This is a genomic window from Stenotrophomonas terrae (genome assembly GCF_001431465.1).
GTDB lineage: Bacteria > Pseudomonadota > Gammaproteobacteria > Xanthomonadales > Xanthomonadaceae > Stenotrophomonas > Stenotrophomonas terrae.
The window spans coordinates 1-22,626 of the sequence record NZ_LDJJ01000034.1 but is presented as its reverse complement, the minus strand read 5'-3'; the positions used below and the strand labels follow the sequence as shown (position 1 = coordinate 22,626).

Below are 22,626 nucleotides of genomic sequence, written 5' to 3'. Positions count from 1 at the left end.
GGGCAGACGATGGTCTGCCGCACAGGGCACCGGCTTTGCTACGATCCGGCGGTTGATCCGTTGCGCATCGAGGACTGGAATGGCCGTTGATGTCTGGGTGTTGAAGGAAACTGCCGAGGGCGAGCGGCGCGTTGCTGCCACGCCGGAAACGGTGAAGAAGCTTGTCTCGGCCGGCGCGCAGGTACACCTGCAGGCTGGCGCAGGTACGGCCGCGGGCTTCCCCGATCAGGCCTATGTGGATGCAGGTGCACAGTTGGGTGATGCGTTGGAAAACGCGGACCTGCTGCTGTGCGTGCAGGCACCGTCGCTGCCAACCATCGCCCGGCTGAAGGCCGGCGCGGTACTGGTCGGCGGCGTGCAGCCCGAAGCCGATCCGGCGCGCGCGGCGGCCTTGCAGGCGCGGCAGCTGCAGACATTCCCGCTGGAACGTCTGCCGCGCACCACCCGTGCGCAGGCGATGGACGTGCTCAGTTCACAGGCGGGCATGGCTGGCTACAAGGCGACCTTGATCGCCGCCCAGCTGGCACCGCGCTTCTTTCCGATGCTGACCACCGCTGCCGGCACCATCCGCCCGTCGAAGGTTTTGATTGTCGGTGCCGGTGTTGCCGGCCTGCAGGCAGTAGCCACCGCCAAGCGCCTGGGCGCAGCGGTGGAAGGCTTCGACGTGCGCCCGGAAACCCGCGAACAGATCGAGTCGCTGGGCGGCAAATTCCTGGACCTGGGCGTCAGTGCGGCGGGCGAGGGCGGTTATGCCCGGGCGCTGACCGAAGAAGAGCGGGCAGAGCAGCAGCGCCGCCTGGCCGAACATCTGAAGGGTGTGGATGTTGTCATCTGCACCGCTGCGGTGCCGGGGCGTCCGGCGCCGAAGATCGTTACCGCGGCAATGGTGGCGGGCATGCGCCCGGGCAGCGTGATCGTCGACCTGGCTGCTGAAACCGGCGGGAACTGCGAGGCCACCCAGCCTGGCCAGACCATCGAGGTGGGCGGCGTGACCGTTGCCGGTCCGCTGAATCTGGCCAGCATGGGAGCGGTACACGCCAGCGAAATGTTCGCGCGCAATGTGTACAACTTCGTCGCCCTGTTCCTGAAGGACGGCAGGATTTCCTTCGACTGGAATGATGAGCTGCTGGCCAAGACCGTGTGGCCGCAGCGCCCGGCGGGCGGTGAGATTCCGCCGGTCTGACTGGTCAAGTTGGCCGCCGCTGATGTTTCCCCGCTGGACCTTGTGGGAGCGGCGTAAGCCGCGAAGCCATTTGTCCATCGGGATGCGGTTGTGTCTGCCACCTCATTGAGGACAGCTTCGCGGCTAACGCCGCTCCACACAATGTGGGTGGATGGCATGGAAGGCGCTGGCATTGCCGGGCAAGCTCCTGCCGAGCATGGCTCGGCACTACATTTGCTATTCGCCTGCGTGACGCATCGCCCCTCCCTTTGGCCGCAGGCCAAGGGGAGGGTTGGGGAGGGGTTGGCTTTTAGGCCGTTCGCGTGTCGCCGGCTTTGCGGCTGACGCCGCTCCTACAATGGCGCTGGCATTGCTGGGCAAGCCCCTTGCCGAGCATGGCTCGGCACTACATTCGCCTGCGCGGCACTCCCTTTGGCCGCAGGCCAAGGGGGGTTAGTGCGGGGAGCGGGGTGCTGGCGGATTGGCTTCCACCCATTGCCGGCGCTGTTCCGGGCTCATTTTGTTCCACTGTTCGCGCAGTTGCTGGCGCTGGTCCTTGTCCATGCCGCGCATCTTGTCGAACAGGGCCTGCGCGTCGCGGCGCTGCCCGGGTGACATGTTTTCGAAACGATGCATGCCGCGGCGCGCCTGCTCGCGTTGTTCCGGCGTCATCTGCTGCCAGCTGCGGGCGTGCTCATAGGTGCGCTGGCGGCGCTCGGGCGAGGCATTCCAGCGATCGCGCATCGGTGCGATCAGGGTTTCGCGTTGGGCCGGGGTGAGCTGGTCCCACTCGGGCATGGGCTGTTGCGCCAGCGCCGGGGCGACGGCGCAGAGCAACAGCAGCGGCAACAACAGGCCGGGGAGTGTGGTCTTCATGATGTTCATTCCATCGCCAGGTTGTCGGAGCCCAGCCACAGGTACAGCTCGGGGCTTTCGTCGAGCAGCAGGGTGTCATCGCCCGCGTCGCTGCCGTTGCTGGCAAGCACCGGCGCAGCAGGTGGCGTGCTGGTGTTGAACTGCAGCGCCACCGGCACGGCCAGCAGCAGCGAGCAGGCCGTGGCCAGCCACCAGCGATGGCGGCGCCATGTCGAAGGTGCATTTGCCGTGCTGGCCTGCTGACGGGCCTGCCGCAACCGCGCCAAGGTGGCTGCGGACAAGGCCGCATCGGCCTGCTGCTGCAACTGTCTGGCGTGGCGATCGAAGTCTTGGTGGGAATCAGGCATGCGGTTCACCGCGCGGCCTCCAGTTGTTTCTGCAATGCGTCGCGCGCGCGCGACAGGTGGGTTTTTACCGAGCCTTCCGAACAGCCCATGGCCTTGGCGGTGGTGGCGACATCCAGTTCCTGCAGCACGCGCAGGCTGAATGCCTCGCGCTGGCGGGCCGGCAACTGGCGCAGTGCCTGAACCAGCTGTGCGTAGTCGTGCTGCTGTTCATGTGTCTGCGCCGGGCCAGGGGTTTCATCGGCCCAGTCGATGGCGCTGTCCTGGTCATGATCTTCCTGCGGTGCCCAGAATTTCAGGCGGAAGCTGCGGCGCCGCTGCAGGTCGATGATGCGCCGGCGCAGGATGCTCCAGAACAGCGGCGTCCATTCCTCCGCGGGCCGCTCGCGGTAGCCCAGCATCCGCTCCATGGCGTCCTGGACCGCGTCCAGGGCGTCATCGCGCTGGCGCAGGCCAGCCTCGGCGAAGCGGAATGCGCGCGGGCCGATGCCGGCCAGAAAGGCGTCCAGCGAGGCAGGTACAGCAGCAGGCGGCATCAGGGGTGGGCTGGTCACCAGCACAGGGTAGCGTCCCGATCGTGGTCGTGTCTGGGAGTGATAACGCACGGGCGCCCAATCGGTTGACAACGCAACGGTCGCGCCGGCTTCGGCCTCATGGTTATGATGCCGGGCAGGCGCTTCCAGCCTCGGAGAGACCAAGCAATGAGCGACGGGTTCGTAGCGTTGTATATCTTCATGCTGGCAGCGATTGCCGGCCACGTGATCATTTCGCGGGTGCCGGTGATCCTGCACACCCCCTTGATGTCCGGTTCCAACTTCATTCACGGCATCGTGCTGATTGGCGCGATGGTGGTGCTTGGCCATGCCGACACCACGCTGGAGAAGATCATCGGCTTCATCGCGGTGGCACTGGGCGCCGGCAATGCGGCCGGTGGTTACGTGGTGACCGAGCGCATGCTGGACATGTTCAAAAGCTCGAAGAAGCCTGAAGGGAAGGGCAAGTGAGTGCTTCCCCGGCGGCTGCAGGCGGCGCCTCGACAGATGCCCGGCAGTTCTTCCAGTGGCTCAGCTATCTGCAGTACCCGGCCTTGCTGGTGGCCTTCGCCTATGCGGCGCGGCCCTTGTTCACAGGCATGGAGGGCATGCTCGACGCCTACAACAATGCCTTGCTGTACGCCGGCGTGGGCGTAGGCATGTCCTCGCTGCAGGATCCGGCCAAAACCCAGAACAAGATGTCGAAGAAGGTTTGGCAGGACCCCCATAAAGGGCGGTTGATGCTGTGGCTGATCAGCGCGCAGGCGCTGCTGCCGATTGTGCTGGGGCTGGTGGGGGCCGCGCTGGCCACGAACACCGCGCTGTCGCAGTTGGCGTTGGGTCTGGTGGCATTTGGCCTGGGCATGATCGGCCTGTTGAAAACCGCCATCGAAATGCGCGAACACCATCGTCTCGACAAGCAGTCTCCTCGCCCCATCGACACGGCTCCGGAGGCCGGTGCATGAGCATATCGATCCTGGTCAATACGAGTTATCTGGTTGCCGCGACGCTGTTCCTGCTGGGCCTGCAGCGCATGGCCTCGCCCAAGACCGCGCGCAGCGGCATCCAATGGGCCGGCGCCGGCATGTTGATCGCCACCGCGGCCACGTTCTTCCTGCCGGGGTTGCACAACCTCGCGCTGATCGCGGTGGCACTGGTGGTGGGCACCGGCCTGGCCTGGGTGTCGGCCAAGAAGGTGGCCATCACCGACATGCCGCAGATGGTGGCGCTTTATAACGGCATGGGCGGTGGCTCGGCGGCGGCGATTGGCGCGGTGGAACTGCTGCGCTTCTCCGAGCTGGCCAACCGCGATACCAGCCATTGGAGCGCACAGGCCATTGCCGATCTGTCGGCACGCTTGCCCTCGACCACCGTGCTTGCCCTGGCGGTGATCGGCTCGGCGATTGGTGCGGTGTCCTTGTCCGGTTCGATCATCGCCTGGGCCAAGCTCGATGGCCGCCTGGACAAGCGCGTCACTTTTCCCGGGCAGCAGGTCTTCAATCTGCTGGTCGCCGTTGCGATGGTGGTGCTCGGTGTGTGGGCTGCCGTCAGCCTGCAGCCGCTGGCGATCATCAGCTTCTTTGTGGTGGCGCTGACCTTGGGCGTGTTGATGACGCTGCCGATTGGTGGCGCCGACATGCCGGTGGTTATCTCGCTGTACAACGCATTCACCGGCCTGGCGGTCGCATTTGAAGGCTATGTGCTTGGCAACGAGGCCTTGATCATTGCCGGCATGATGGTCGGTGCTGCCGGCATCCTGCTGACCCGCTTGATGGCCAAGGCGATGAACCGGCGGATCAGCGGCGTGTTGTTCTCCAATTTCGGCGGTGGCGGGCAGGGCGCGGAAATCAGTGGCACGCAGAAGCCGATCGAGGCTGCCGATGTGGCGGCGATGATGGCCTTCGCCGAGCGTGTGGTGATCGTGCCTGGCTACGGCATGGCGGTGGCCCAGGCCCAGCACAAGATCTGGGAACTGGCGCAGCGCCTGATCGAGCGCGGGGTCAAGGTGAAGTTCGCGATCCACCCGGTGGCCGGGCGCATGCCCGGGCATATGAATGTGCTGCTGGCCGAAGCGGGCGTGCCCTACGACCTGATTGCCGACATGGACGACATCAACCCCGAGTTCGCCACCACCGATGTATCACTGGTGATCGGTGCCAACGACGTGGTCAACCCGGTCGCCAAGACCGACCCGACCAGCCCGATCTACGGCATGCCCATCCTCGACGTGGTCAACTCGAAGAACACCATCGTCATCAAGCGCGGCAAGGGCACCGGTTTTGCCGGCATCGAGAACGCGCTGTTCTACGCCGACAACACGCGCATGCTGTACGGCGATGGTGCCGAGGCGGCCAGCGCGCTGGTCAGTGAACTCAAGGCGCTGGATGGCGGGCACTGAGGGCGGTGGGCGGGGCTCAGGAGGCCACCGCCCATTCCATTGCCGCCGGCGCCGGCCGGCTGTTGCTCGGGCGCATCAGGCTGGGCGTAGCCAACGCGCTGAGCTGTACCTGCTGGCCGCGGCGCGCGGCGGTGGTGGTGCAGCCGAAGGCATGCTTGAACGCGCGGCAGAACGCGCTTTCACTTTCAAAGCCCAGTGATTCGGCAATCTCGCAAACCGACAGTTCGGTAGTGCAGACCATGTCCAATGCGCGCTTGTTGCGCAGGCGCACCGCGTACTCGCTCGGGGTCTCACCGAAGACATCGCGGTAGATGCGGATGAGGTGGGTGGGCGAATAGTTGGCCACCGCGGCCAGACTGATCAGGTCCAGACGGTTGTCGATGGTGCAGCGGATCAGGTGCTGCACGCGCAACAGCCGCAGCAGGGTCTGGTGGCGACGCAGCACGGTGCGGCCACTGCAACGTTCAAGCTGCCTGTGCAGCGGCTGCTGGCGTTCGATCAATGCGTCACGTAGCAAGCCGAGCTTGTAGGCGGGGTCCTGTGATTCGTTGCCGTGCCTGAACCAGCGTGGGCGGCACAGGTGCACCACCGCACGTGCGAGTTCGCTGTCACAGGCCAGCTCGCGCGGAATCAGGCAGTTGATGATCGATGCGGTGCTTTTGGGGGGCTTCTGCCAAAGCACCGCAGGTGCGGCAATGCATAGCCACCAGCCCTGCTCGCGGCAGCTGTGGCGCACGCTGCCATCGGTCCAGAGTTGCATCTGGCGGGTGGCCAGCATCCAAGGCAGCTCGCCGCTGCTCAACTCCAGGCTGCCCTCCAACACCAGCGTGAGGCTTATCCAGCCGGCTGGCACCCATAGACGCCCACCTTTGCCGCGGCCGCTGATGGCATGGATGCAATCCGGCCGCTGCATGGATAGATCCAGCGACTGCGCGCCCTGAATCGAATGATGTTTGATGCCCACTGCGTCTTCCCCCTGAGTAGCTGCATGAACTGGCGACGGACGCCAAGCCGCGCTATGCGGCCTTGCGCGCTGTAACCGGGGTATTTCCCGGCTGTCGTGTGAGCTTTTGTGAAGCTCTACTCAGTTCAGACGCAGGCAGCTGTCAGATACCTCACCTGTACATGCGAAAAGGGTGCTCAGCTGTGCCGGGAGCTTGCTGAATTGGGGACACGAAAAAGGACGTCGCCGTACAGTAGCCGGGGTGCTCTGAGAGAGGCGAGGCAAGCCGGGAGCTGCTTTGCCCAGTGGGTGTGCGCGGCTGTATCCGCCGTTCAATCATGGGCCGGAGTTGCGTGCGTCCAGCCATGGCAGCCATGGAAATGGTGCGCCAAGTAGACATGATGCCGCTGCAGCAATACGCGGCGGCCTGCATCAAGGCTCACGTGGAGGCACTGGTTGCAAGCGTCCGAGGTGACGTGTCCATCGGTTCGTTGGCGGCAGGGCGTCGTGCATCACGCACTTGCAATGGGCAACCTGCACGGCAGGCTGCGTGCGCTTGAATTGCGATGACTGCAGTCAGGGCGCGGCTGGCCGCAGCCGCGCAGTCGCTTCAGCAGGAGATCACGGTGCTACAAGTTGCGGCGGTGCGTCGCGTTCCATCGGCGGGCTGCATATGCCCGCGGAACTCCCCGGCGCATGATTTCGACGCGCTTGGCTGGCGGTACAGGCAAAACTTTGCTTGAAGGATCGGCAGAACGCACTTTCGGTCTCAAATCCAAGCGCACCGGCTATTTCGCAGATCGAAAGCTCGGTGGTGCATACCAGGTGCCATGCGCGCTGGAGCCGAAGGCGGGTGGCGTATTCGAACGGCGTTTCATCGAATACTTCGCGATAGATGCGGATCAGATGGGGCGGTGAGTAGTTGGCAATCGCGGCCAGGCGATTGAGATCCAATCGTGCCTCCATGTTGCAGCGGATCAGGTGTTGCACGCGCAGCAGCCGCAACATCGTTTGATGGCGCCGCAATGCGGTGCGGCCACTGCAGCGATTGAGTTGGCCATGCAAGGGTTGCTGCCGTTCCACCAGCGTGTCCCGTAGCAGCAACATGCCATCCTGGACTGCGCTTGCATCGCTGTTGTTGAAACAGCGTTTGCGCGCCATGTGCAGCACGGCGCTTGCGAGCTCCCGGTCGCAGTTCATTTCGCGAGGGATGAGATGGTTGTTGACGGGCGGAGAGCACGGTAGCCGCTCCCACAACGCAGCAGGTGCGGTGATGCACAGCCACCAGGCAGGGCTGCGGCTGGTGATGCGCAGTTCGCCTTCCAGCCATAACTGCAGGTGGTGGGCCATCAGTTGCCAGGGAGCATCGCCGCTGCTGACTTCGAGCAGGCCGGTCAGCACCAGGGTGACGCTTATCCAGCCGGCAGGAACCAGTACGCGGGCGCCGCGCCCGGAGCAGCTTGTGGCGTGCACGCTCGTGGTGGGCTGACTGGACAGATCCAGTGCATGGGAGCCGTGGATGCAATGGTGTTGGATCTTCACTTCGTCTTCACCGTCCGATCGATCGATCGAATTGAAAGGAAGGTCGAGAATTCAGTTGAACAGCCGTACCCGGAACACGACGAAAACATCGCATGACAGTTGCAGTCTGGCAACGAGAATGAAAATTTCAGAATGACCGCCAATGTGTTTCGTTGCGGCTGTTAAAAAAGAACCCGGCATCTGCCGGGTAGGTTCGGGGCCGACCATCGTGCCCACTGCGTTTGGGCTGAGTAAGGTCTGACCTGTGCAGAGAGAAGAGTGACTTACCAAGTCCCCGAACAGTGCCTATGCTGCGTGCTGACATAGTGTGGGTACATGCACGCGTTTGCGCTTGGATTGCCAAAAATGAAGATTTCACCGTGGTCTGGATGGATTCGCTTATAACCGCCGGGGACGTGGATGCAGCTTGAGCTGGAAAGCGCAGTGGAGAATCTTCAGCAAGGCCGCCAGGACCTGGCCGAAGCCGCGATGCGTCGTCTACTCGACGATGCGCCGGATTTCGCGCCGGCAATGGAGGTGCTTGCCATGGCCTTGGCCGGGCAGGGAAGGCTGCAGGAAGCCCGTCAGTGGTTTTCCTGTGCTGCCGGGCTGCAGCCGGATTCAGTGAGTGCCTGGATGAACTTGGGCAATGTCTGTCTTGAGAGCGAAGACGCGGCCGCCGCTGGCGTGGCCTTTGAACGTGCACGCGCGCTGGGCGCGGCTGATGTTGCCTGGTTGTTGGGGTATGGCTTGGCGCTGCTGGGACAGGCGCGTTTTAACGATGCCAGTGGGTTTTTGGCAGCGGCATTGGCCAGCGAGCCCGAGGCGATGGATGTGCGTCTGGCATATGCGCAGAGCCTCGCCGAATTGGAGCGCTTTGAAGATCTCGCCGCATGTCTGCAAGGCGTGCGCGCCGATGCGTTGAATCTCGGTGAGCGGCAGGCCCTGGCGTGGTTGTTGGCGCAGGCGGGCAGCGATGAGGCTGCGCAGCAGTTGTACCGGCAGGTGATCGCGCAGGCACCGGAATCAGGCCAGGCCCGGATTCAATTTGCGCTGTTGCTGGAGCGGCTGAACCGGGTGGAAGAGGCGGACCAGGTATTGCGGGCCGTTGGTCCGGAACACGCGCAGGGCGCGGCGGGAATGCTCGAACTGGCGGCTGCACGGGTACTGCGCAGGCAGCAACAGCAGCGCCTGGCGATCGGGAGGCTGGCAGCAGGCTTGCAGCGGGATCTTGCGCCGGCAATGCAGGCGCAGCTGCAGTTCGAGCTGGCACGCAACCATGATCAGCTTGGGCAGGCGGAGCCGGCCATGCTGGCGCTGGCGTCGGCCCACAACGCTGCTGAAAGAGCATTCCAGCAGCGCTCGCCCGACGCCACTACCGTACCGGTGCTGCAGTGGCTGCAGCAGCGGCTGCTGCGTCCCGCATCGGAAACCTGGGCTCAGGCGGCGACCGATGCTGCGCTGCCCCGCGATCCGGTATTTCTTGTTGGCTTCCCGCGTTCGGGTACAACGCTGCTGGAGCGGATACTGGACGCGCACTCGGAGCTGGATGTGCTGGATGAGCGCCCTGCGCTGGAGGTGGCGATAGCGCAGCTGCGGGCATTGCCGGGCTGGCAGGACGATGATCTTGGCGCGGCACTGGATGCACTCAGTCCGGCCGATATTGCCGCGGCGCGGCGATGCTATTGGAATGAGGTGCGCCGCCACCTCGTGCCGCAGGGGCGACTGGTCGACAAGTATCCGCTGACAATGACGCGCTTGCCCTATGTGGCCCGCCTGTTTCCGCATGCGGATTGGTTGCTGCTGCTGCGTCATCCCTGTGACTGCGTGCTCAGCTGCTATATGCAGGCATTCGGTATCAATGGTGGGGCCATGGCATTCAGCTCGCTGGAGTCCACCGCACGCACCTATGTGGAAGTCATGGGCTGGTGGCATGAGCAGCGGATGCTCGCGCCGGCGCGTGTGCACGTGCTGCGCTACGAAGATATGGTCGCTGACCTGCCCGCGCAGCTGTCTGCATTGATGGCATTCCTGTCGCAGCCGGTGCAGCAACAGCAGCTTTCCTTCGACAGCCATGCAGGTGCACGCAGCCGTCGCATCAATACCCCCAGTTACTCACAGGTCGTGCAGCCCTTGAATGCCGGCGCAGTGGGCAGGTGGCGCAGCTATCGCACCTATTTCAACGCGCAGACGCTGGCCATGCTTGAGCCCTGGGTGCAGTGCTTTGGCTACTCGCTGGATTGACGCTGGGGGAACCTGAGGTAGGTGGATAGGATGTATTTGTCCTGTTCGGGCGATGGCCTTCCCTGATGGGCATACATCCAGTAAGGCGGGAACATCAGCAACCGCCCCGCACGTGGAGCCACGCCGGTCTGCAGGCTGGGGAACCAGGTTTGTCCGCCGTGCTCGACATCATTGAGGTACCAGAGGAACACCAGGTACCGGTCGCAGACCTCATTGATGGAATCGAAGTGGGTCTGGAATTTCTCGTCGCTGCCGGCGCGGTAGCGCTTCATGATCAATGGGCTGAGCAAGGGGCTGTCGGGGATGGCAAGGGGCAGGCCAACATCGGCGTTGTAGCGCTGCAGCGCATTGCTGATCAGCTGCCGGAAAAACGAGAGGAAGCCGGCATCGGAGAGGCGGCTTACATCCATCTCGGTCCAGGCGCTGTCATCCAGCCCGGGCCGGACGCCGCGGCCGTTGGCTTGCTGGAAACGCGAAAGCCCGTTGAATGACTCGATCAATTTTCCGCACATCTCCGGCGGCAGGCTGTGGTCGTAGCTGCGTATGTAGTGGCGCAGGTCACTGCCATGAACATCCGCCGCGGCATTGGCCGCGGCGGATGTGTTTGTTGCTGCTGCGGGCTCAGAAGCGGGCAGTCCAGCGCATCCAGTAGAAACGGCCGATTGCATCGTAGGTCCGCATATCCGTCGAGGCGTTGAAGCCAGAATAGATCAACGGCGGCTGGCGGTCAGTAAGGTTGCGCACGCCGATCTGGATGGAGCTGTTCTTCAGATCCTCGAAGCGGTAACCGATCTGCAGGTCGGTCTGGGTGTAGGACGGCACCCGACGCTTGGCAACGTAGCCGGGATCCTTGACGTCGGCCACGTCGGGCGCTTCGTAGACGTGGTGCACATAGCGCGTGGTCAGGCTGGCGCTGAGGTTGCCACGCGACCAGGTAAGGTCGTTGAGCGCACGCCAACGCGCCATGTTGCCGAAGCCCGAGGAGGCATTGTCGACGAAGGTGCCGGCCAGTCCAGTGCTCTGCGGAATGCCCGGGAAGGCACCGACATCACTGGTCGGGTCGCCTGCCACCAGCTGCACGTCGTACTGCGCCAGATAGGTGGTGTCCAGGTTCCACACCAGCTTGCCCCATGCGCCTTCCGGCAGTTGGTAGCGGAAGCCCAGGTCCATGCCCGAGGTCTTCATCGAGCCGTAGTTGCCGATCAGGTTGGTCATCTGAGCAACATCACCATTGGCATCGCGGATGAAGGTGTCGCAGAAGCGGCCGAAGTTGAAGCACTGGTTGAGCAGCATGTTCTCCGGCAGGTTGACGATGAACTGGTCCAGCTTCACCCGCCAGTAGTCGGCAGTGACGCTGAAGCCTTCCAGCCAGCTCGGGCTGTAGACGAAGCCGTAGGTCAGTACGTCGCCTTCTTCCGGCTTCAGGTTCGGGTCCGAGACCTGGAACGAGGTCACCTGATTGTTGCTCTGCTGGAACGAGCCGTCGGTGGGTACGCCGGCGCAGGCCGCGGGGTTGCCGCCTTCATAGCCATTGCAGGGGTCGGCATAGGTGTTGGCGCTGGGCACCGTGGGTGAATACAGGTCGCCGATGGTCGGGGCGCGGAAGACATCGGCGTAGGTGGCACGGACCAGCAGGTCGGAGAATGGCTTCCACTCCACGCCGATCTTGGAGTTGGTGGTGGCGCCGAAGTTGGAGTAGTCCGAATAGCGGGTGCCCAGCGATACGTTGAGCTTCTCTGCGAACGGGGCATCGGCCAACAGCGGGATCAGGGCCTCGGCATAGATTTCGTTGACATCGAATTTGCCGTCGATGTCGCCGCCGGTACAGGCTTCCTGGGTGATGCGGCAAACCGTCTTGCCCGGCGGGATGATGGTCAGGAAATCGGCGCTGGAACTGGCCGACTCGACGCGGCGCTCCACGCCGACAGCCAGCGAGACCGCGCCTGCGGGCAGGCTGAACAGGTCGCCGGTGACGTTGGCGTTGAAGACCTTCAGGTCATTTTCGCTGGTGCTGTGGATGGTCGGGTTGATCAACTCCAATGCGGCCAGCTGGGCCTGCCCGGTCGGGGTGTTCGGGTCCGGCGCCGGGCCCATGAAATTGACCGGGATGCAATCGTTGATGGCGGTTGCCGCATTGCCGGGTGTGCGCACGCAGATCGGGTTGCCGGTGGCCGGGTCGATCATCGACGGCCCCAGCGCATCGTTCAGGCCCTGGCCGATCAGATAGCCGCGCACGGTGGATGACTGCGGTGTACGGCCGTAACCGTAGGACGCATCCCAACTCCAGGTGCTGTCACCGAACACGCCGCGCAGGCCAGCGGTAATCTGGTAGGTCTCGGTTTCAAAGCGCGTGGTACGGGTGGGGATGAAATCACGCAGGCGCAGGCGCGCATCGGTGATGTCCACGCCGAACGGGTTGTAGAGACTGTCCTTGCTGATCATCACGTCATCGACATCGGCACGGCCATCAAACGGCAACGGGGCGATGAAGAACGACGATTCGGTGCGCATCCACGAACCGAGCATGAAGGCTTCGATGTTGTCGGTGAGCTGGTAGTTGCCGCTCATGAACAACGATGTGCGTTCCTGCGGCGTCAGGTTGAGGTTGCCATCCGACTGGAAGTTGTAGGTGTCGGTATTGCCGTTGAAGCAGCGGAAGTTCGACGCCGAGGTACCCGGTTGCCCGTCGATGCGGGTCAACACTACGTTGGGGTTGGGATTGGTAGCGCTGGGTTGGGCGCAGTTCGCATCCAGGATGGTGCCGCGGGCAATGGCGACATCACGCGGCACTACATAGCGGCCGGTGAGGATGCGGCTGGTACCGCCAATTCCTTTTTCACCTGCATACAGCTGGTAGGGCTGACTGGAATAGCTGCGGTCGGCAGCGCTGACCGAGTCTTCCTTGTCATAGCTGGCGCCCAGCATGAGGTGCCCCTTTTCACCGGCCAGGCCGAAGGTGGCATCGAAGCGCTGGGTATCGGCATCACCGCGCGAGGAAATGCCGTAGAACGCACTGGCTTCCACGCCTTCGAAATCCTTGCGCAGGATGAAGTTGACCACGCCGCCGATCGCATCGGAGCCATAGATGGCCGAGGCACCATCCTTCAGTACTTCCACCCGTTCGATCAGCGCCATCGGGATGGAGTTCACGTCCACCGCGCCATTGGCGTTGGAGATGGTGCCGATCCAGCGCTTGCCATCCACCAGCACCAGCGAGCGGTTCACGCCCAGTCCGCGCAGGTCGACCGTCGCGGCGCCAGCGCCGCCACCGTTGTTGACCTGGGGGTTGGTTGCGGCACCGGCGATAGCCGGGGTGCGCTGCAGGAATTCACCCACCGTGGCTGCGCCAGAGCTTTCGATGTTCTGGCGGTCAATGGTGAATACGGGGCTGGAGGTTTCCAGATCGGCGCGCTTGATGCGTGAGCCAGTGACCTGGATCCGGTCCAGGTTGGTGGCCTCTTCCTTGGGGGCGGGAGCCTGGGCGAGGGCGCTGCCGGCCGCTCCCAGCGCAAGGGCGGCCGTAGAAATGGGTAGCAGGGCGCGGCGAACAGCTTGACTCAGTGGCTGAATACTCACGTATGACTCTCCGCAGAGTGGTGCGAGGGAGTCACGAAATTACAAATTTTTAACCGTCGGTAATGTGCGGATCAGGCTGCAGCCAATGTGCAAAAAATGACATTTTGTTTCACTTCCCCGAAAAACTCTCAGCAAGGCTGCGAGCAGCCGAGAGTCAGCGCGCCGCGCGCCAGCCCACCAGCAGGGCGATGCCCAGCCAGATCAGCTCGCCCAGGCCATTGGCCAGCGACAGCAGCGTCCAGGCGAAATGGGGACCCATGCGCAGCGCGGATTCCCACGGAGTCAGGCCCATCGGTCCGCCCACGTAGGCCGCAGCGATGCCCCAGTTGGCGACCAGGGTGATCAGCAGGGTGGTGAGGATGGTCAGGGTGATGCGTGCCATGCCCGGACGGAACGTCCCCAGGCGCAGCATCCAGGCTGCTTCCAGCGCGGCGAATATCGCCATCCAGCCGGCCTGGGTGCCAGTGCTCAAGGCGACCAGCAGCCAGGCGATGGTGAGGGTGATGCTTCCCAGCAACAACAAAATGGGCCAGAGCCAGTGGCGGGTAGGGCTGGCCGAGGTGAAAACAGGCGACATGGGCATTCCCGAACAGATTCCGCAGCATAGCGTTTCAGCGCCGAGTACGCCCAGTCGGATAAAATGGCGGTCTTGCGGGTAGCCACCGCGTCCCCATATCGATCTACATGTATTCCCGTAGCAGCGAACCAGTCCATTTTGAGCGTGATTGCCCGGCCGTGATGGTGCCGCAGGGCGACAGCGTGACCTTGCCGGCCGGCAGTTATGGCTATATCACCCAGGCACTGGGTGGCAGCTATACGGTGTTTGTCGAAGGCAATCTCTTCCGTATCGCCGGCAAGGACGGCGATGCCATCGGCAAGGAGCCGCCGCCGGGGCTGGAACTGCCCGACGATGCCGGCGACGAGGATGTGGAGAAACTGGTCTGGCAACAGCTCCGCACCTGTTTCGACCCGGAAATCCCATTCAATATCGTCGATCTTGGGCTTATCTACGAAGTGGATATCAAGCACCTGGACGACGGCCAGCGCGAGGTGGATGTCAAGATGACCTTGACCGCGCCCGGCTGCGGCATGGGTGAGATCCTGGTCGATGACGTGCGCAGCAAGCTGGAAATGATTCCGACCGTGGCCCAGGCCGATGTGGACCTGGTGTTCGATCCGCCGTGGGGGCGTCACATGATGTCCGAGGCGGCGCGCCTGGAAACTGGCATGCTGTAAGCCCGTGCCGGCCGCTGCCGGTGACGGTTTGTGCTGCACCCCCTGCGCCGCTGTGGCACCGGGGCTGTCCCATCCCGCAATCTGGAAGGAATTATCCGGTGTCCCAGTCTTCGTTGAGCTTCGATGTCACCCGTTCGGATCATCCGCGTAGCGCCGAGGAGCGCGCCAAAATCCTGGAAAAGCCGGGATTCGGCCTGCACTTCACCGACCACATGGTGGCCGTACGCTGGGACAAGGATGCGGGTTGGCACGATGCGGCGGTAACGCCGTATGGCCCGATTTCGCTGGACCCGGCCGCCGCCGTATTGCATTACGGCCAGGAAATCTTCGAAGGCATCAAGGCTTACCGTCACGCCGATGGCTCGGTGTGGACCTTCCGTCCGCAAGCCAATGCGGCGCGCCTGCAGCGTTCGGCGCGGCGTCTGGTGCTGCCGGAACTGCCGGCTGACATCTTCGTCGAGTCGCTCAAGCAGCTGGTTGCGCTGGACAAGGACTGGGTATCGGACGCTGACGAAGCCAGCCTGTATTTCCGCCCGTTCATGATTGGCGATGAAGCCTTCCTCGGCGTGCGCGGCGCACACAAGGCCACTTATTACGTGATCGCCAGCCCGGCCGGCCCGTACTTCGCCAAGGGCGTGGCGCCGGTGGCGATCTGGTTGTCCACCGACTACGCACGCGCTGCCAAGGGCGGCACCGGTGCGGCCAAGTGTGGTGGCAACTACGCAGCTTCGCTGCTGCCGCAACAGCAGGCGCAGGCGCAGGGTTGTTCGCAGGTGCTGTTCCTCGACCCGGTCGAGGGCAAGTACCTGGAAGAACTGGGCGGCATGAATGTGTTCCTGGTCTACGGCAAGGAAAACAAGCTGGTTACCCCGGCGCTGTCGGGCAGCATCCTCGAAGGCATCACCCGCGAGTCGCTGCTGCAGCTGGCCCGCGACCGTGGCATGAACGTGGAAGAGCGCCAGGTCACCATCGATGAGTGGAAGCAGGGCGTGACCTCGGGCGAAATCACCGAGGTGTTTGCCTGCGGCACCGCGGCGGTGATCACGCCGATCGGCCAGCTCAAGGGCGAGGATTTCTCGGTGGGCGACATCAACGCGCCGGCCGGTGAAGTGACCATGTCGCTGCGCAAGGAACTGACCGACATCCAGTACGGCCGTCAGCCGGATCGTCATGGCTGGCTGGTGCGCCTGGACGCCTGAGCGGCGCAGTCGGATCGCTGATAAAACCCGCTGCGGCGTCAGTCGCAGCGGGTTTTTCTTTGTCCGGACGACCCCGGCGCAGGCCAGTAATACCAAGGGGTTCGAAAATAATCTTTACGAATCAATCACATACGTAAACGTGACGGAGCAACGGTTTCTGTTGTAACCCTCTTGTCATCGGTTCAGCCGCCATTTACTGTCCGCCCACGGATCGGTAACAGGGGACTGGTTCGGGTAGTTCTACCCGGGCAGCAACCTCTTCGAATCTGGCAGGGCCCCGGGTAGGACCAATGCCGCGCAGGCGGTTTCCTCTCAATGTGGAAGGGCTCATCAATGTCATCCAAATCGCGCCGTACGCTCGTTCGTGGGTTGGTAGTTGTTGGCACTGCTTCGTTGTCGTCCCTGCTTCTGTGTGCGCCGGCCTGGGCCGGTGATGTGCATCTGGCCGGTCTGGATTCCGCGCCGACGCATCAGCGCTTCATCATCAAATACCGTCAGGACAGCCGTCAGACCGCAGGCGATGCCGCCCTGCAGAAAACCCTGGTATCCGCCGCCCGTGCGCTGCCGACGCGCGCTGGTAAAAGCATTGGCGTGCAGCACCTGCGACGTCTGGCGGTAGGGTCGGACGTGGTCCGCGCAGATGCCAAGCTGGATCGTGCCGACGCCGAAACCCTGATGCGTAAGCTGGCGGCCGATCCCAACGTCGAATACGTCGAAGTCGATCGCCTCAACACCATCAACCTGACTCCGAATGACACCCGCTACGGCGAACAATGGGGTTACTCCGGTACCTATGGCATCAAGGCCAACCAGGCTTGGGATGTGACCAATGGCGCCGGCTCGGTGGTGGCGGTACTGGATACCGGCATCACGGCCCATAGCGACCTGGCGGCAAATCTGCTTCCGGGCTATGACTTCATCAACGACACCACCGTCTCCAACGATGGCAATGGCCGCGACAACGACCCCAGTGATCCGGGCGACTGGGTCAGTGCCAATCAATGCGGCGGCATCCATGCCGCGCAGAGTTCGAGCTGGCATGGCACGCATGTGGCCGGCACCATCGCTGCGGTCACCAACAATGCCAAGGGCGTTGCCGGCGTAGCCTATGGCGCCAAGATCGTGCCGGTGCGGGTGCTGGGTACCTGCGGTGGTTATGACTCGGATATCGCCGATGCCATTGTCTGGGCCTCCGGCGGCAGCGTGTCCGGCGTGCCGGCCAATGCCAATCCGGCCGAGGTGATCAATCTGAGTCTGGGCGGCTCCGGCGCCTGCGGCAGCACCACGCAGGCGGCGATCAACGGCGCGGTCAGCCGTGGCACCACCCTGGTCATTGCCGCCGGCAACGACAACACCAATGTCTCCAACGCTTCGCCGGCCAACTGCAACAACGTGATCGCGGTGGCATCGATCACCAGCACCGGCGCACGTTCGAGCTTCTCAAACTACGGTGCCTTGATCGACATCGCCGCGCCGGGCTCCAATATCCTGTCCACCCTCAACAGCGGCACTACCACGCCGGGTGCGGAGAGTTATGCCGCCTACAACGGCACCTCGATGGCGACGCCACACGTGGCTGGCGTTGTCGCACTGCTGCAGGCGGTGGCAACCACGCCGAAGACACCGGCGCAGGTCGAGGCCTTGATCAAGGCCAATGTCACCGCCTTCCCTTCCACGCCGTCGCAGAGCATCGGCCCTGGCATTCTCAATGCCAAGGCGGTGGTGGATGCGGCCAACGGCGGCGGCAACCCGAACCCGGGCGGCACGGTGTTGAACAACGGCGTGCCGATCACCGGACTTGCCGGCGCGGCCAGCAGCACTCAGTTCTTCACCGTGCAGGTGCCGGCAGGAGCCACCAATCTGGTAATCGCCAGCTCCGGTGGCAGCGGTGATGCGGACATGTATGTGCGCGCCGGCAGCCAGCCGACCACCTCCACCTATGATTGCCGCCCCTACAAGACCGGCAATGCGGAGAGCTGCAGCTTCGCGACGCCGGTGGCTGGCACCTACCACGTGATGTTGTCTGCATACTCGGCCTTCTCCGGTGTCAGCCTGCAGGCCAGCTGGGGCACCGGCGGTGGCGGCGGCGCGCAGACCTACAGCAATGCCAGCGCGGTCAACATCGTCGACAACGCCACGGTTGAAAGCGCGATTGCGGTTTCCGGCCGCACTGGCAATGCGCCGGCATCCACACCGGTGGCGGTGGATATCAGCCACACCTGGAAGGGCGACCTGAAGGTGGATCTGGTGGCGCCCGATGGCAGCGTCTATGTGCTGAGCAACTATGCCGGTGGCAGCACGGATGACATCAAGCAGACCTTCAATGTGAACCTGTCCAGCGAGGCCCTCAACGGTAGCTGGAAGTTGCGCGTCAATGACAAGGCCAGTGGCGACACCGGCCGCATCAACAGCTGGTCGCTCACGTTCTGATTGATCAGATGGCGGTTGCGTGGTGACGGGTATCAGGGTGATGCCGTCGCTGCGCGTTGGAAGCTCAAAGCCCCGGCAATAGTGCCGGGGCTTTTTTACATTGAGCTGCTAGGGGGCGGCGCTGCAGCGGTTGCGTATCGGCGGTGCCAGTCAAGGGCGGGAGGATCGTCGGGTGCGGTTCTGCAGCAGGCGTCGATAGCTTCCCGGCAAGGCGAACGCAGGATCATCGATGGCTGATGGGTGTGTTCTTGCCGATGACTGCCGCTTCGAGGTCGTCGGATACAGCGCTTTCGGTGTTACTCCGATGGGAGTGGCTACGGCGTATGCCTAGTGTCTGCGTACGGGCCGGCAACAGCGGACGGGCCCGCGCAGTTCCTTCCAGGCACGCGCTGCGGTCCACATGGCGACGTCAGCCTGGCACAGGTGCCGCATTGGCGGCATCCTCCTCTGCAGAAGGGTTGAACCATGTCTTCCATATCGCAGTGTGTGCTTCGTCGTGGCGTTGTAGTGATTGGCAGTGTGTTGTTGGCCTGCCTGTTTCTGGGCCCGCCGGCGGTTGCCGGTGACATGCAGCTGGCGGGGCTGGAAGCGGCGCCGACGCATCAGCAATTCATCGTCAAACTTCGTCCGGGCAGTGCTCAGGCTGCTGGCACAACCGCGCTGCCGAACGTTCTGGGTGCTGCCTCGCGCGCATTGCCGCTGCGCGCTGGCAGGCCGGTCGACATGCAGCATCTGCGCCGCCTGGCTACTGGCGCGGAGCTGGTGCGCGCCGAGATGCCGCTGGATCGCGTCGAGACCGAAGTGTTGATGCGCAGGCTGGCGGCGGATCGCAACGTCGAGTACGTCGAGATCGATCGCCGTCTCGGCATCAGCGCAGCCCCGGATGATCCCCGTTTCGATGATCAATGGGGTCTTGCCGGTACATATGGCATCAACGCGGTGCCCGCATGGCATAGCTCCACCGGTGCAGGCGTGGTGGTGGCGGTATTGGACACCGGCGTCGCCGAGCACAGCGACCTGAATGCCAATGTGCTGCCGGGCTATGACTTCATCAGCGACCCTGCAATGGCCAACGATGGCGATGGTCGTGATGCGGATGCACGCGATCCGGGTGATTGGGTGGAAGCCAATCAATGTGGCGGCAGCCACGGTGCGTGGAGCTCCAGTTGGCATGGCACCCACGTGGCCGGCACGATTGCGGCGGTGACCAACAATGGCAAGGGCGTGGCAGGTGTTGCACCCGGCGTGGGTATCGTGCCGGTACGTGTGTTGGGCCGCTGTGGCGGTTACACGTCCGATATCGCCGATGCGATTGTGTGGGCTTCGGGCGGGGAGGTTGCCGGCGTGCCGGGCAATGCGAACCCGGCCGAGGTGATCAATCTGAGCCTGGGTGGTGGTGGTGCCTGCGGCGCTACGTTCCAGACTGCGATCAATGCTGCAGTGGCCAACGGCGCAACCCTGGTCATCGCCGCCGGTAACGACAACATGGATGCCAGCAATTCGGCACCGGCCAACTGCAACAATGTGATCGCGGTGGGTGCCATCGACAGCAAGGGCAGGCGCGCGATCTGGAGCAGTACCCTGCAATCCAATTTCGGCCCGCTGGTGGATGTGGCCGCGCCTGGCAGCATGATTGTTTCCACGTTCAATAGCGGTAGCAGAACGCCTTCGCTTGAAAGCTATGGTTACAGCGGCGGAACGTCGATGGCGACGCCGCATGTGGCCGGCGTGGTGGCCCTGGTGCAGCAGGTATCGGATCCGGCAAGGACACCGGCGCAGCTTGAAGCCCTGATCAAGACTACCGCCACGCCATTTCCTCTGACGCCGGACAGGGAGATCGGTACCGGCATCGTCAATGCGCAGGCGGCTGTGGCAGCAGCAGTGAGTGGCACGCTGCCGCCTGGGCCCGAACCTGAGCCAGTTGCTTTGCTGGACAATGGCGTAGCGTTGACCGGTGTGAGCGGCAGCAAGGGCAGCAACCGCTATTACGCGGTGCAGCTGCCGCCGGGGGCTTCCAACCTGCTGATCAGCATTGCCGGCGGCTCAGGGGATGCCGATCTGTATGTAAGAGCCGGTAGCCGGCCGACCAGTTCCGTATTCGATTGCCGTCCGTTCCGGGGCGGCAATGGTGAGAGCTGCAGTTTCCCCGCTCCGGTTGCGGGTACCTACCATGTGATGTTGAGCGGATACAGCAGGTATTCGGACGTCAGCCTGAAGGCAAGCTGGGGCCTGGTGCCTGCCCAGACCTATCGCAGTAGTGAGGCGGTGGAGATTCTGGACAACCGCACCGTGGATAGCGCAATCAGCGTCGCTGGCCGCACCGCCAATGCACCTGCTGCGACAGCGGTGCAGGTAGATATCCAGCACAGTTGGCGAGGTGATCTGAAAGTGGAGTTGATTGCGCCGGACGCTAGTGCCTACCTGCTGAGCAACTACGAAGGTGGCAGTGCCGATGACATCAAGCAGACCTTCGAGGTCGACCTCTCCACTGAGGCCTTGAACGGCATCTGGACGCTGCGTGTGCATGACAAGGCCAGCGGTGATGCCGGGCGTCTGAATGGCTGGTCGATCACGTTCTAGTTCAAGCCATCGGATGCAAACAGGAGCTGGCTGCGGCACTGGCCCTGGTGTTCGCGACAGGGTCAGTGGCGGGGCTTGCTGCTCAGTCTTCGCAGATATCCGCGTAGCGGGCCTGCAATGCCTGCAAGGCATCGGCTGGCGCGATATCCAGTAGCAGGCCGCGCTGGCCGGCATTGATGTATAGCGTCTGCTGCTGTGCGGCGCTGGCGGCAAACACCACGCTGGCCGGACGCTGCTGTGCGAACGGACTGATGCCGCCCACTTTGTAGCCGCTGCGCTTTTCGGCCTCGGGTACTTCCATCATCTGCGCGTGCTTGCCGCCGCAATGGGCGGCAAGCTTTTTCAATGACAGGCGCTGATCGGAGGGAATCACCGCGATCAGCGGCTGCTTGTCCACCCACGCCATCAGGGTCTTGAACATCCGCGCCGGGGCGATGCCCAGTGCCTGCGCTGCCGCCAGGCCCTTGCTGTCGACATCGGCCGAGTAGTCATAGGCATGCACGCCATGGGCAATGCCTGCCTTGTCCAACGCGGCGGTGGCGCGGGTGCTCTTGGCCACTTACAGGGATTCGAAGCGGTTGGCGTCCACGTTCTTGCGGACCTGCTCCGGGTTCCAGATGCGGCCGTTCATGGCGATGTAGACACCTTCCGGCAGCGACTGCACCGCGCCGATCGCGCAGCCGATGTTGAACTCGGCATCGGAGCCACGGAAACGCGCCGGGCTCAGCGCGCCGGTCATCACGATGGTCTTGCCGGGGATGGTGGCCAGCACCTTGCCGGTGGCGACCATCGAGTCGGTACCGTGGGTGACCAGTACGTGGCGGGTTGGCTGTGCGGCGATGGTGGCGCGGATCAGCTCGCGGTCGTCGTCGCTGATATGCAGCGAGTCCTTGCGCAGGATCGGGATCACGTTGAAACGGAAGGTAACCCCCAGCTCGCGCAGGATCATGCCGATCTGCGGGTCGCCGATCTGGTAGTCGGACTTGTCGTCGAAGTAGATCTTGTCGATCGTGCCACCGGTGGTGACGATCAGGAGTTCTTCCATCATTGCGGTAAATCCTTGCGGTGACTGCCAGCGGCAAGTGCCGCGATGCTGCAGATGATAATGCCGGAGGCAGCGCCGGGCCATGTCACTGCCTGGCATCACGCCGCGGCGTCATTGGTCATTGGTCATTGGTCATTGGTGATTGGTGATTGGTGATTGGTGATTGGTAGAGCCGAGCCATGCTCGGCTGGGGCCCTACCGCGGAGAGGCCTTGCCGCAGAGCCGCCTGTAGGAGCGGCGTAAGCCGCGAAGCTGGTACAGCCGAAACCGAAAGGCGGCCCGCGACCTACGGGATCAGTGGCCTCGTGGCTGATGCCGCTGCCACAGAGGCTAGTGACACATCACCGGGCAAGCCTCAGCCGAGCATGGCTCGGCTCTACACGGGAGGGGTGCCGGGAAAGCTCCAGCCGAGCATGGCTCGGCTCTACAGGCTCGGCACTACGGAGGCGGGTCAGTACAGGATGCGGGTGCGCAGGGTGCCCTGGATGGCGGCCAGTTCTTCGCGGATGGCTGCGGCCTGTTCCTCGGTGGCACTGATG

The 22,626-nt window shown here is 63.5% G+C and carries 19 protein-coding genes and 2 pseudogenes; 11 read left to right on the top strand and 10 right to left on the bottom strand.

The window, feature by feature from the left end:
* Nucleotides 1-79 precede the first annotated feature (79 nt).
* Entirely contained in the window at nucleotides 80-1,183 is a 1,104-nt protein-coding gene (locus ABB27_RS10860; protein ID WP_057628721.1) for an NAD(P) transhydrogenase subunit alpha, read from the top strand.
* A gap of 432 nt (nucleotides 1,184-1,615) precedes the next feature.
* On the opposite strand, the gene ABB27_RS10855 is transcribed toward ABB27_RS10860, so the two are convergent.
* Genes ABB27_RS10855 through ABB27_RS10845 form a run of 3 tightly spaced genes read right to left on the bottom strand, consistent with a single transcriptional unit; the run spans nucleotide 1,616 to nucleotide 2,942 of the window.
* Nucleotides 1,616-2,038 (bottom strand): DUF3106 domain-containing protein, encoded by a 423-nt coding sequence (locus tag ABB27_RS10855; protein ID WP_083491268.1) that lies wholly within the window; start codon nucleotides 2,036-2,038, stop codon nucleotides 1,616-1,618.
* Between the two features lie 5 nt (nucleotides 2,039-2,043).
* Nucleotides 2,044-2,385 (bottom strand): hypothetical protein, encoded by a 342-nt coding sequence (locus ABB27_RS10850; protein WP_057628733.1) that lies wholly within the window; start codon nucleotides 2,383-2,385, stop codon nucleotides 2,044-2,046.
* A 5-nt stretch (nucleotides 2,386-2,390) separates the two neighbouring features.
* Nucleotides 2,391-2,942 carry an RNA polymerase sigma factor gene (locus ABB27_RS10845; RefSeq protein WP_083491265.1) on the bottom strand — a complete coding sequence of 184 codons (552 nt, stop codon included), beginning with the start codon at nucleotides 2,940-2,942 and terminating at the stop codon, nucleotides 2,391-2,393.
* 141 nt (nucleotides 2,943-3,083) lie between these two features.
* Between ABB27_RS10845 and ABB27_RS10840 the strand changes: the two genes are divergently transcribed.
* From ABB27_RS10840 to ABB27_RS10830, 3 genes are read left to right on the top strand one after another with little or no spacing between them, the layout of a single operon-like run.
* Entirely contained in the window at nucleotides 3,084-3,386 is a 303-nt protein-coding gene (locus ABB27_RS10840) for an NAD(P) transhydrogenase subunit alpha part 2 (protein ID WP_057628719.1), read from the top strand.
* Nucleotides 3,383-3,880 carry a hypothetical protein gene (locus ABB27_RS10835; protein WP_057628718.1) on the top strand — a complete coding sequence of 166 codons (498 nt, stop codon included), beginning with the start codon at nucleotides 3,383-3,385 and terminating at the stop codon, nucleotides 3,878-3,880. Before ABB27_RS10840 ends, ABB27_RS10835 begins: the two co-directional genes overlap by 4 nt.
* Nucleotides 3,877-5,313 carry an NAD(P)(+) transhydrogenase (Re/Si-specific) subunit beta gene (locus ABB27_RS10830; protein ID WP_057628717.1) on the top strand — a complete coding sequence of 479 codons (1,437 nt, stop codon included), beginning with the start codon at nucleotides 3,877-3,879 and terminating at the stop codon, nucleotides 5,311-5,313. Before ABB27_RS10835 ends, ABB27_RS10830 begins: the two co-directional genes overlap by 4 nt.
* A 16-nt stretch (nucleotides 5,314-5,329) precedes the next feature.
* On the opposite strand, the gene ABB27_RS10825 is transcribed toward ABB27_RS10830, so the two are convergent.
* Both ABB27_RS10825 and ABB27_RS10820 read right to left on the bottom strand, forming a co-directional pair.
* Nucleotides 5,330-6,277, bottom strand: coding sequence for a helix-turn-helix domain-containing protein (locus tag ABB27_RS10825; RefSeq protein ID WP_057628716.1), 948 nt, complete (start codon nucleotides 6,275-6,277; stop codon nucleotides 5,330-5,332).
* 600 nt (nucleotides 6,278-6,877) lie between these two features.
* Nucleotides 6,878-7,657, bottom strand: a complete 780-nt coding sequence (locus ABB27_RS10820; RefSeq protein WP_152984539.1) for a helix-turn-helix domain-containing protein — start codon at nucleotides 7,655-7,657, stop codon at nucleotides 6,878-6,880.
* Nucleotides 7,658-8,197: 540 nt separating this feature from the next.
* On the opposite strand from ABB27_RS10820, the gene ABB27_RS10815 reads away from it, so the two are divergent.
* Nucleotides 8,198-10,021, top strand: coding sequence for a tetratricopeptide repeat-containing sulfotransferase family protein (locus ABB27_RS10815; RefSeq protein WP_057628714.1), 1,824 nt, complete (start codon nucleotides 8,198-8,200; stop codon nucleotides 10,019-10,021).
* Here ABB27_RS10815 and ABB27_RS10810 read toward each other — a convergent pair.
* The 3 genes from ABB27_RS10810 to ABB27_RS10800 all read right to left on the bottom strand — a co-directional run bounded on the left by ABB27_RS10810 (nucleotide 10,006) and on the right by ABB27_RS10800 (nucleotide 14,174).
* Nucleotides 10,006-10,689: a 2OG-Fe(II) oxygenase gene (locus tag ABB27_RS10810; protein ID WP_083491264.1), complete on the bottom strand. Its 684-nt coding sequence runs from the start codon at nucleotides 10,687-10,689 to the stop codon at nucleotides 10,006-10,008. The genes ABB27_RS10815 and ABB27_RS10810 overlap by 16 nt on opposite strands.
* Entirely contained in the window at nucleotides 10,643-13,597 is a 2,955-nt protein-coding gene (locus tag ABB27_RS10805) for a TonB-dependent receptor domain-containing protein (protein ID WP_057628712.1), read from the bottom strand. The genes ABB27_RS10810 and ABB27_RS10805 overlap by 47 nt, the downstream gene beginning before the upstream one ends.
* A gap of 154 nt (nucleotides 13,598-13,751) precedes the next feature.
* Nucleotides 13,752-14,174 carry a hypothetical protein gene (locus ABB27_RS10800; RefSeq protein WP_057628711.1) on the bottom strand — a complete coding sequence of 141 codons (423 nt, stop codon included), beginning with the start codon at nucleotides 14,172-14,174 and terminating at the stop codon, nucleotides 13,752-13,754.
* 107 nt (nucleotides 14,175-14,281) lie between these two features.
* Between ABB27_RS10800 and sufT the strand changes: the two genes are divergently transcribed.
* The 6 genes and pseudogenes from sufT to ABB27_RS20365 all read left to right on the top strand — a co-directional run bounded on the left by sufT (nucleotide 14,282) and on the right by ABB27_RS20365 (nucleotide 21,042).
* Nucleotides 14,282-14,833, top strand: a complete 552-nt coding sequence (gene sufT, locus ABB27_RS10795) for a putative Fe-S cluster assembly protein SufT (protein ID WP_057628710.1) — start codon at nucleotides 14,282-14,284, stop codon at nucleotides 14,831-14,833.
* Nucleotides 14,834-14,931: 98 nt separating this feature from the next.
* Nucleotides 14,932-16,032: a branched-chain amino acid aminotransferase gene (locus ABB27_RS10790; RefSeq protein WP_057628709.1), complete on the top strand. Its 1,101-nt coding sequence runs from the start codon at nucleotides 14,932-14,934 to the stop codon at nucleotides 16,030-16,032.
* A 333-nt stretch (nucleotides 16,033-16,365) separates the two neighbouring features.
* Nucleotides 16,366-18,099, top strand: a pseudogene (locus tag ABB27_RS10785) (S8 family peptidase); the annotation flags it as partial.
* Nucleotides 18,100-18,228: 129 nt separating this feature from the next.
* Complete coding sequence (locus ABB27_RS20370) at nucleotides 18,229-18,462, top strand: proprotein convertase P-domain-containing protein (RefSeq protein WP_244479214.1); 234 nt, start codon at nucleotides 18,229-18,231, stop codon at nucleotides 18,460-18,462.
* A gap of 465 nt (nucleotides 18,463-18,927) precedes the next feature.
* Nucleotides 18,928-20,688: pseudogene (locus ABB27_RS10780) on the top strand (S8 family peptidase); the annotation flags it as partial.
* 6 nt (nucleotides 20,689-20,694) lie between these two features.
* The gene (locus ABB27_RS20365) at nucleotides 20,695-21,042 is read left to right on the top strand and encodes a proprotein convertase P-domain-containing protein (RefSeq protein ID WP_244479213.1); all 348 of its coding nucleotides are present in this window, start codon (nucleotides 20,695-20,697) and stop codon (nucleotides 21,040-21,042) included.
* 82 nt (nucleotides 21,043-21,124) lie between these two features.
* Here ABB27_RS20365 and ybaK read toward each other — a convergent pair whose 3' ends face one another.
* A complete protein-coding gene (gene ybaK / locus ABB27_RS10775) occupies nucleotides 21,125-21,601 on the bottom strand; it encodes a Cys-tRNA(Pro) deacylase (RefSeq protein WP_057628708.1) in 477 nt (158 codons plus the stop codon).
* Complete coding sequence (locus ABB27_RS10770) at nucleotides 21,602-22,087, bottom strand: asparaginase domain-containing protein (protein WP_057628731.1); 486 nt, start codon at nucleotides 22,085-22,087, stop codon at nucleotides 21,602-21,604. It lies immediately after the preceding gene.
* Between the last annotated feature and the right edge of the window lie 539 nt (nucleotides 22,088-22,626).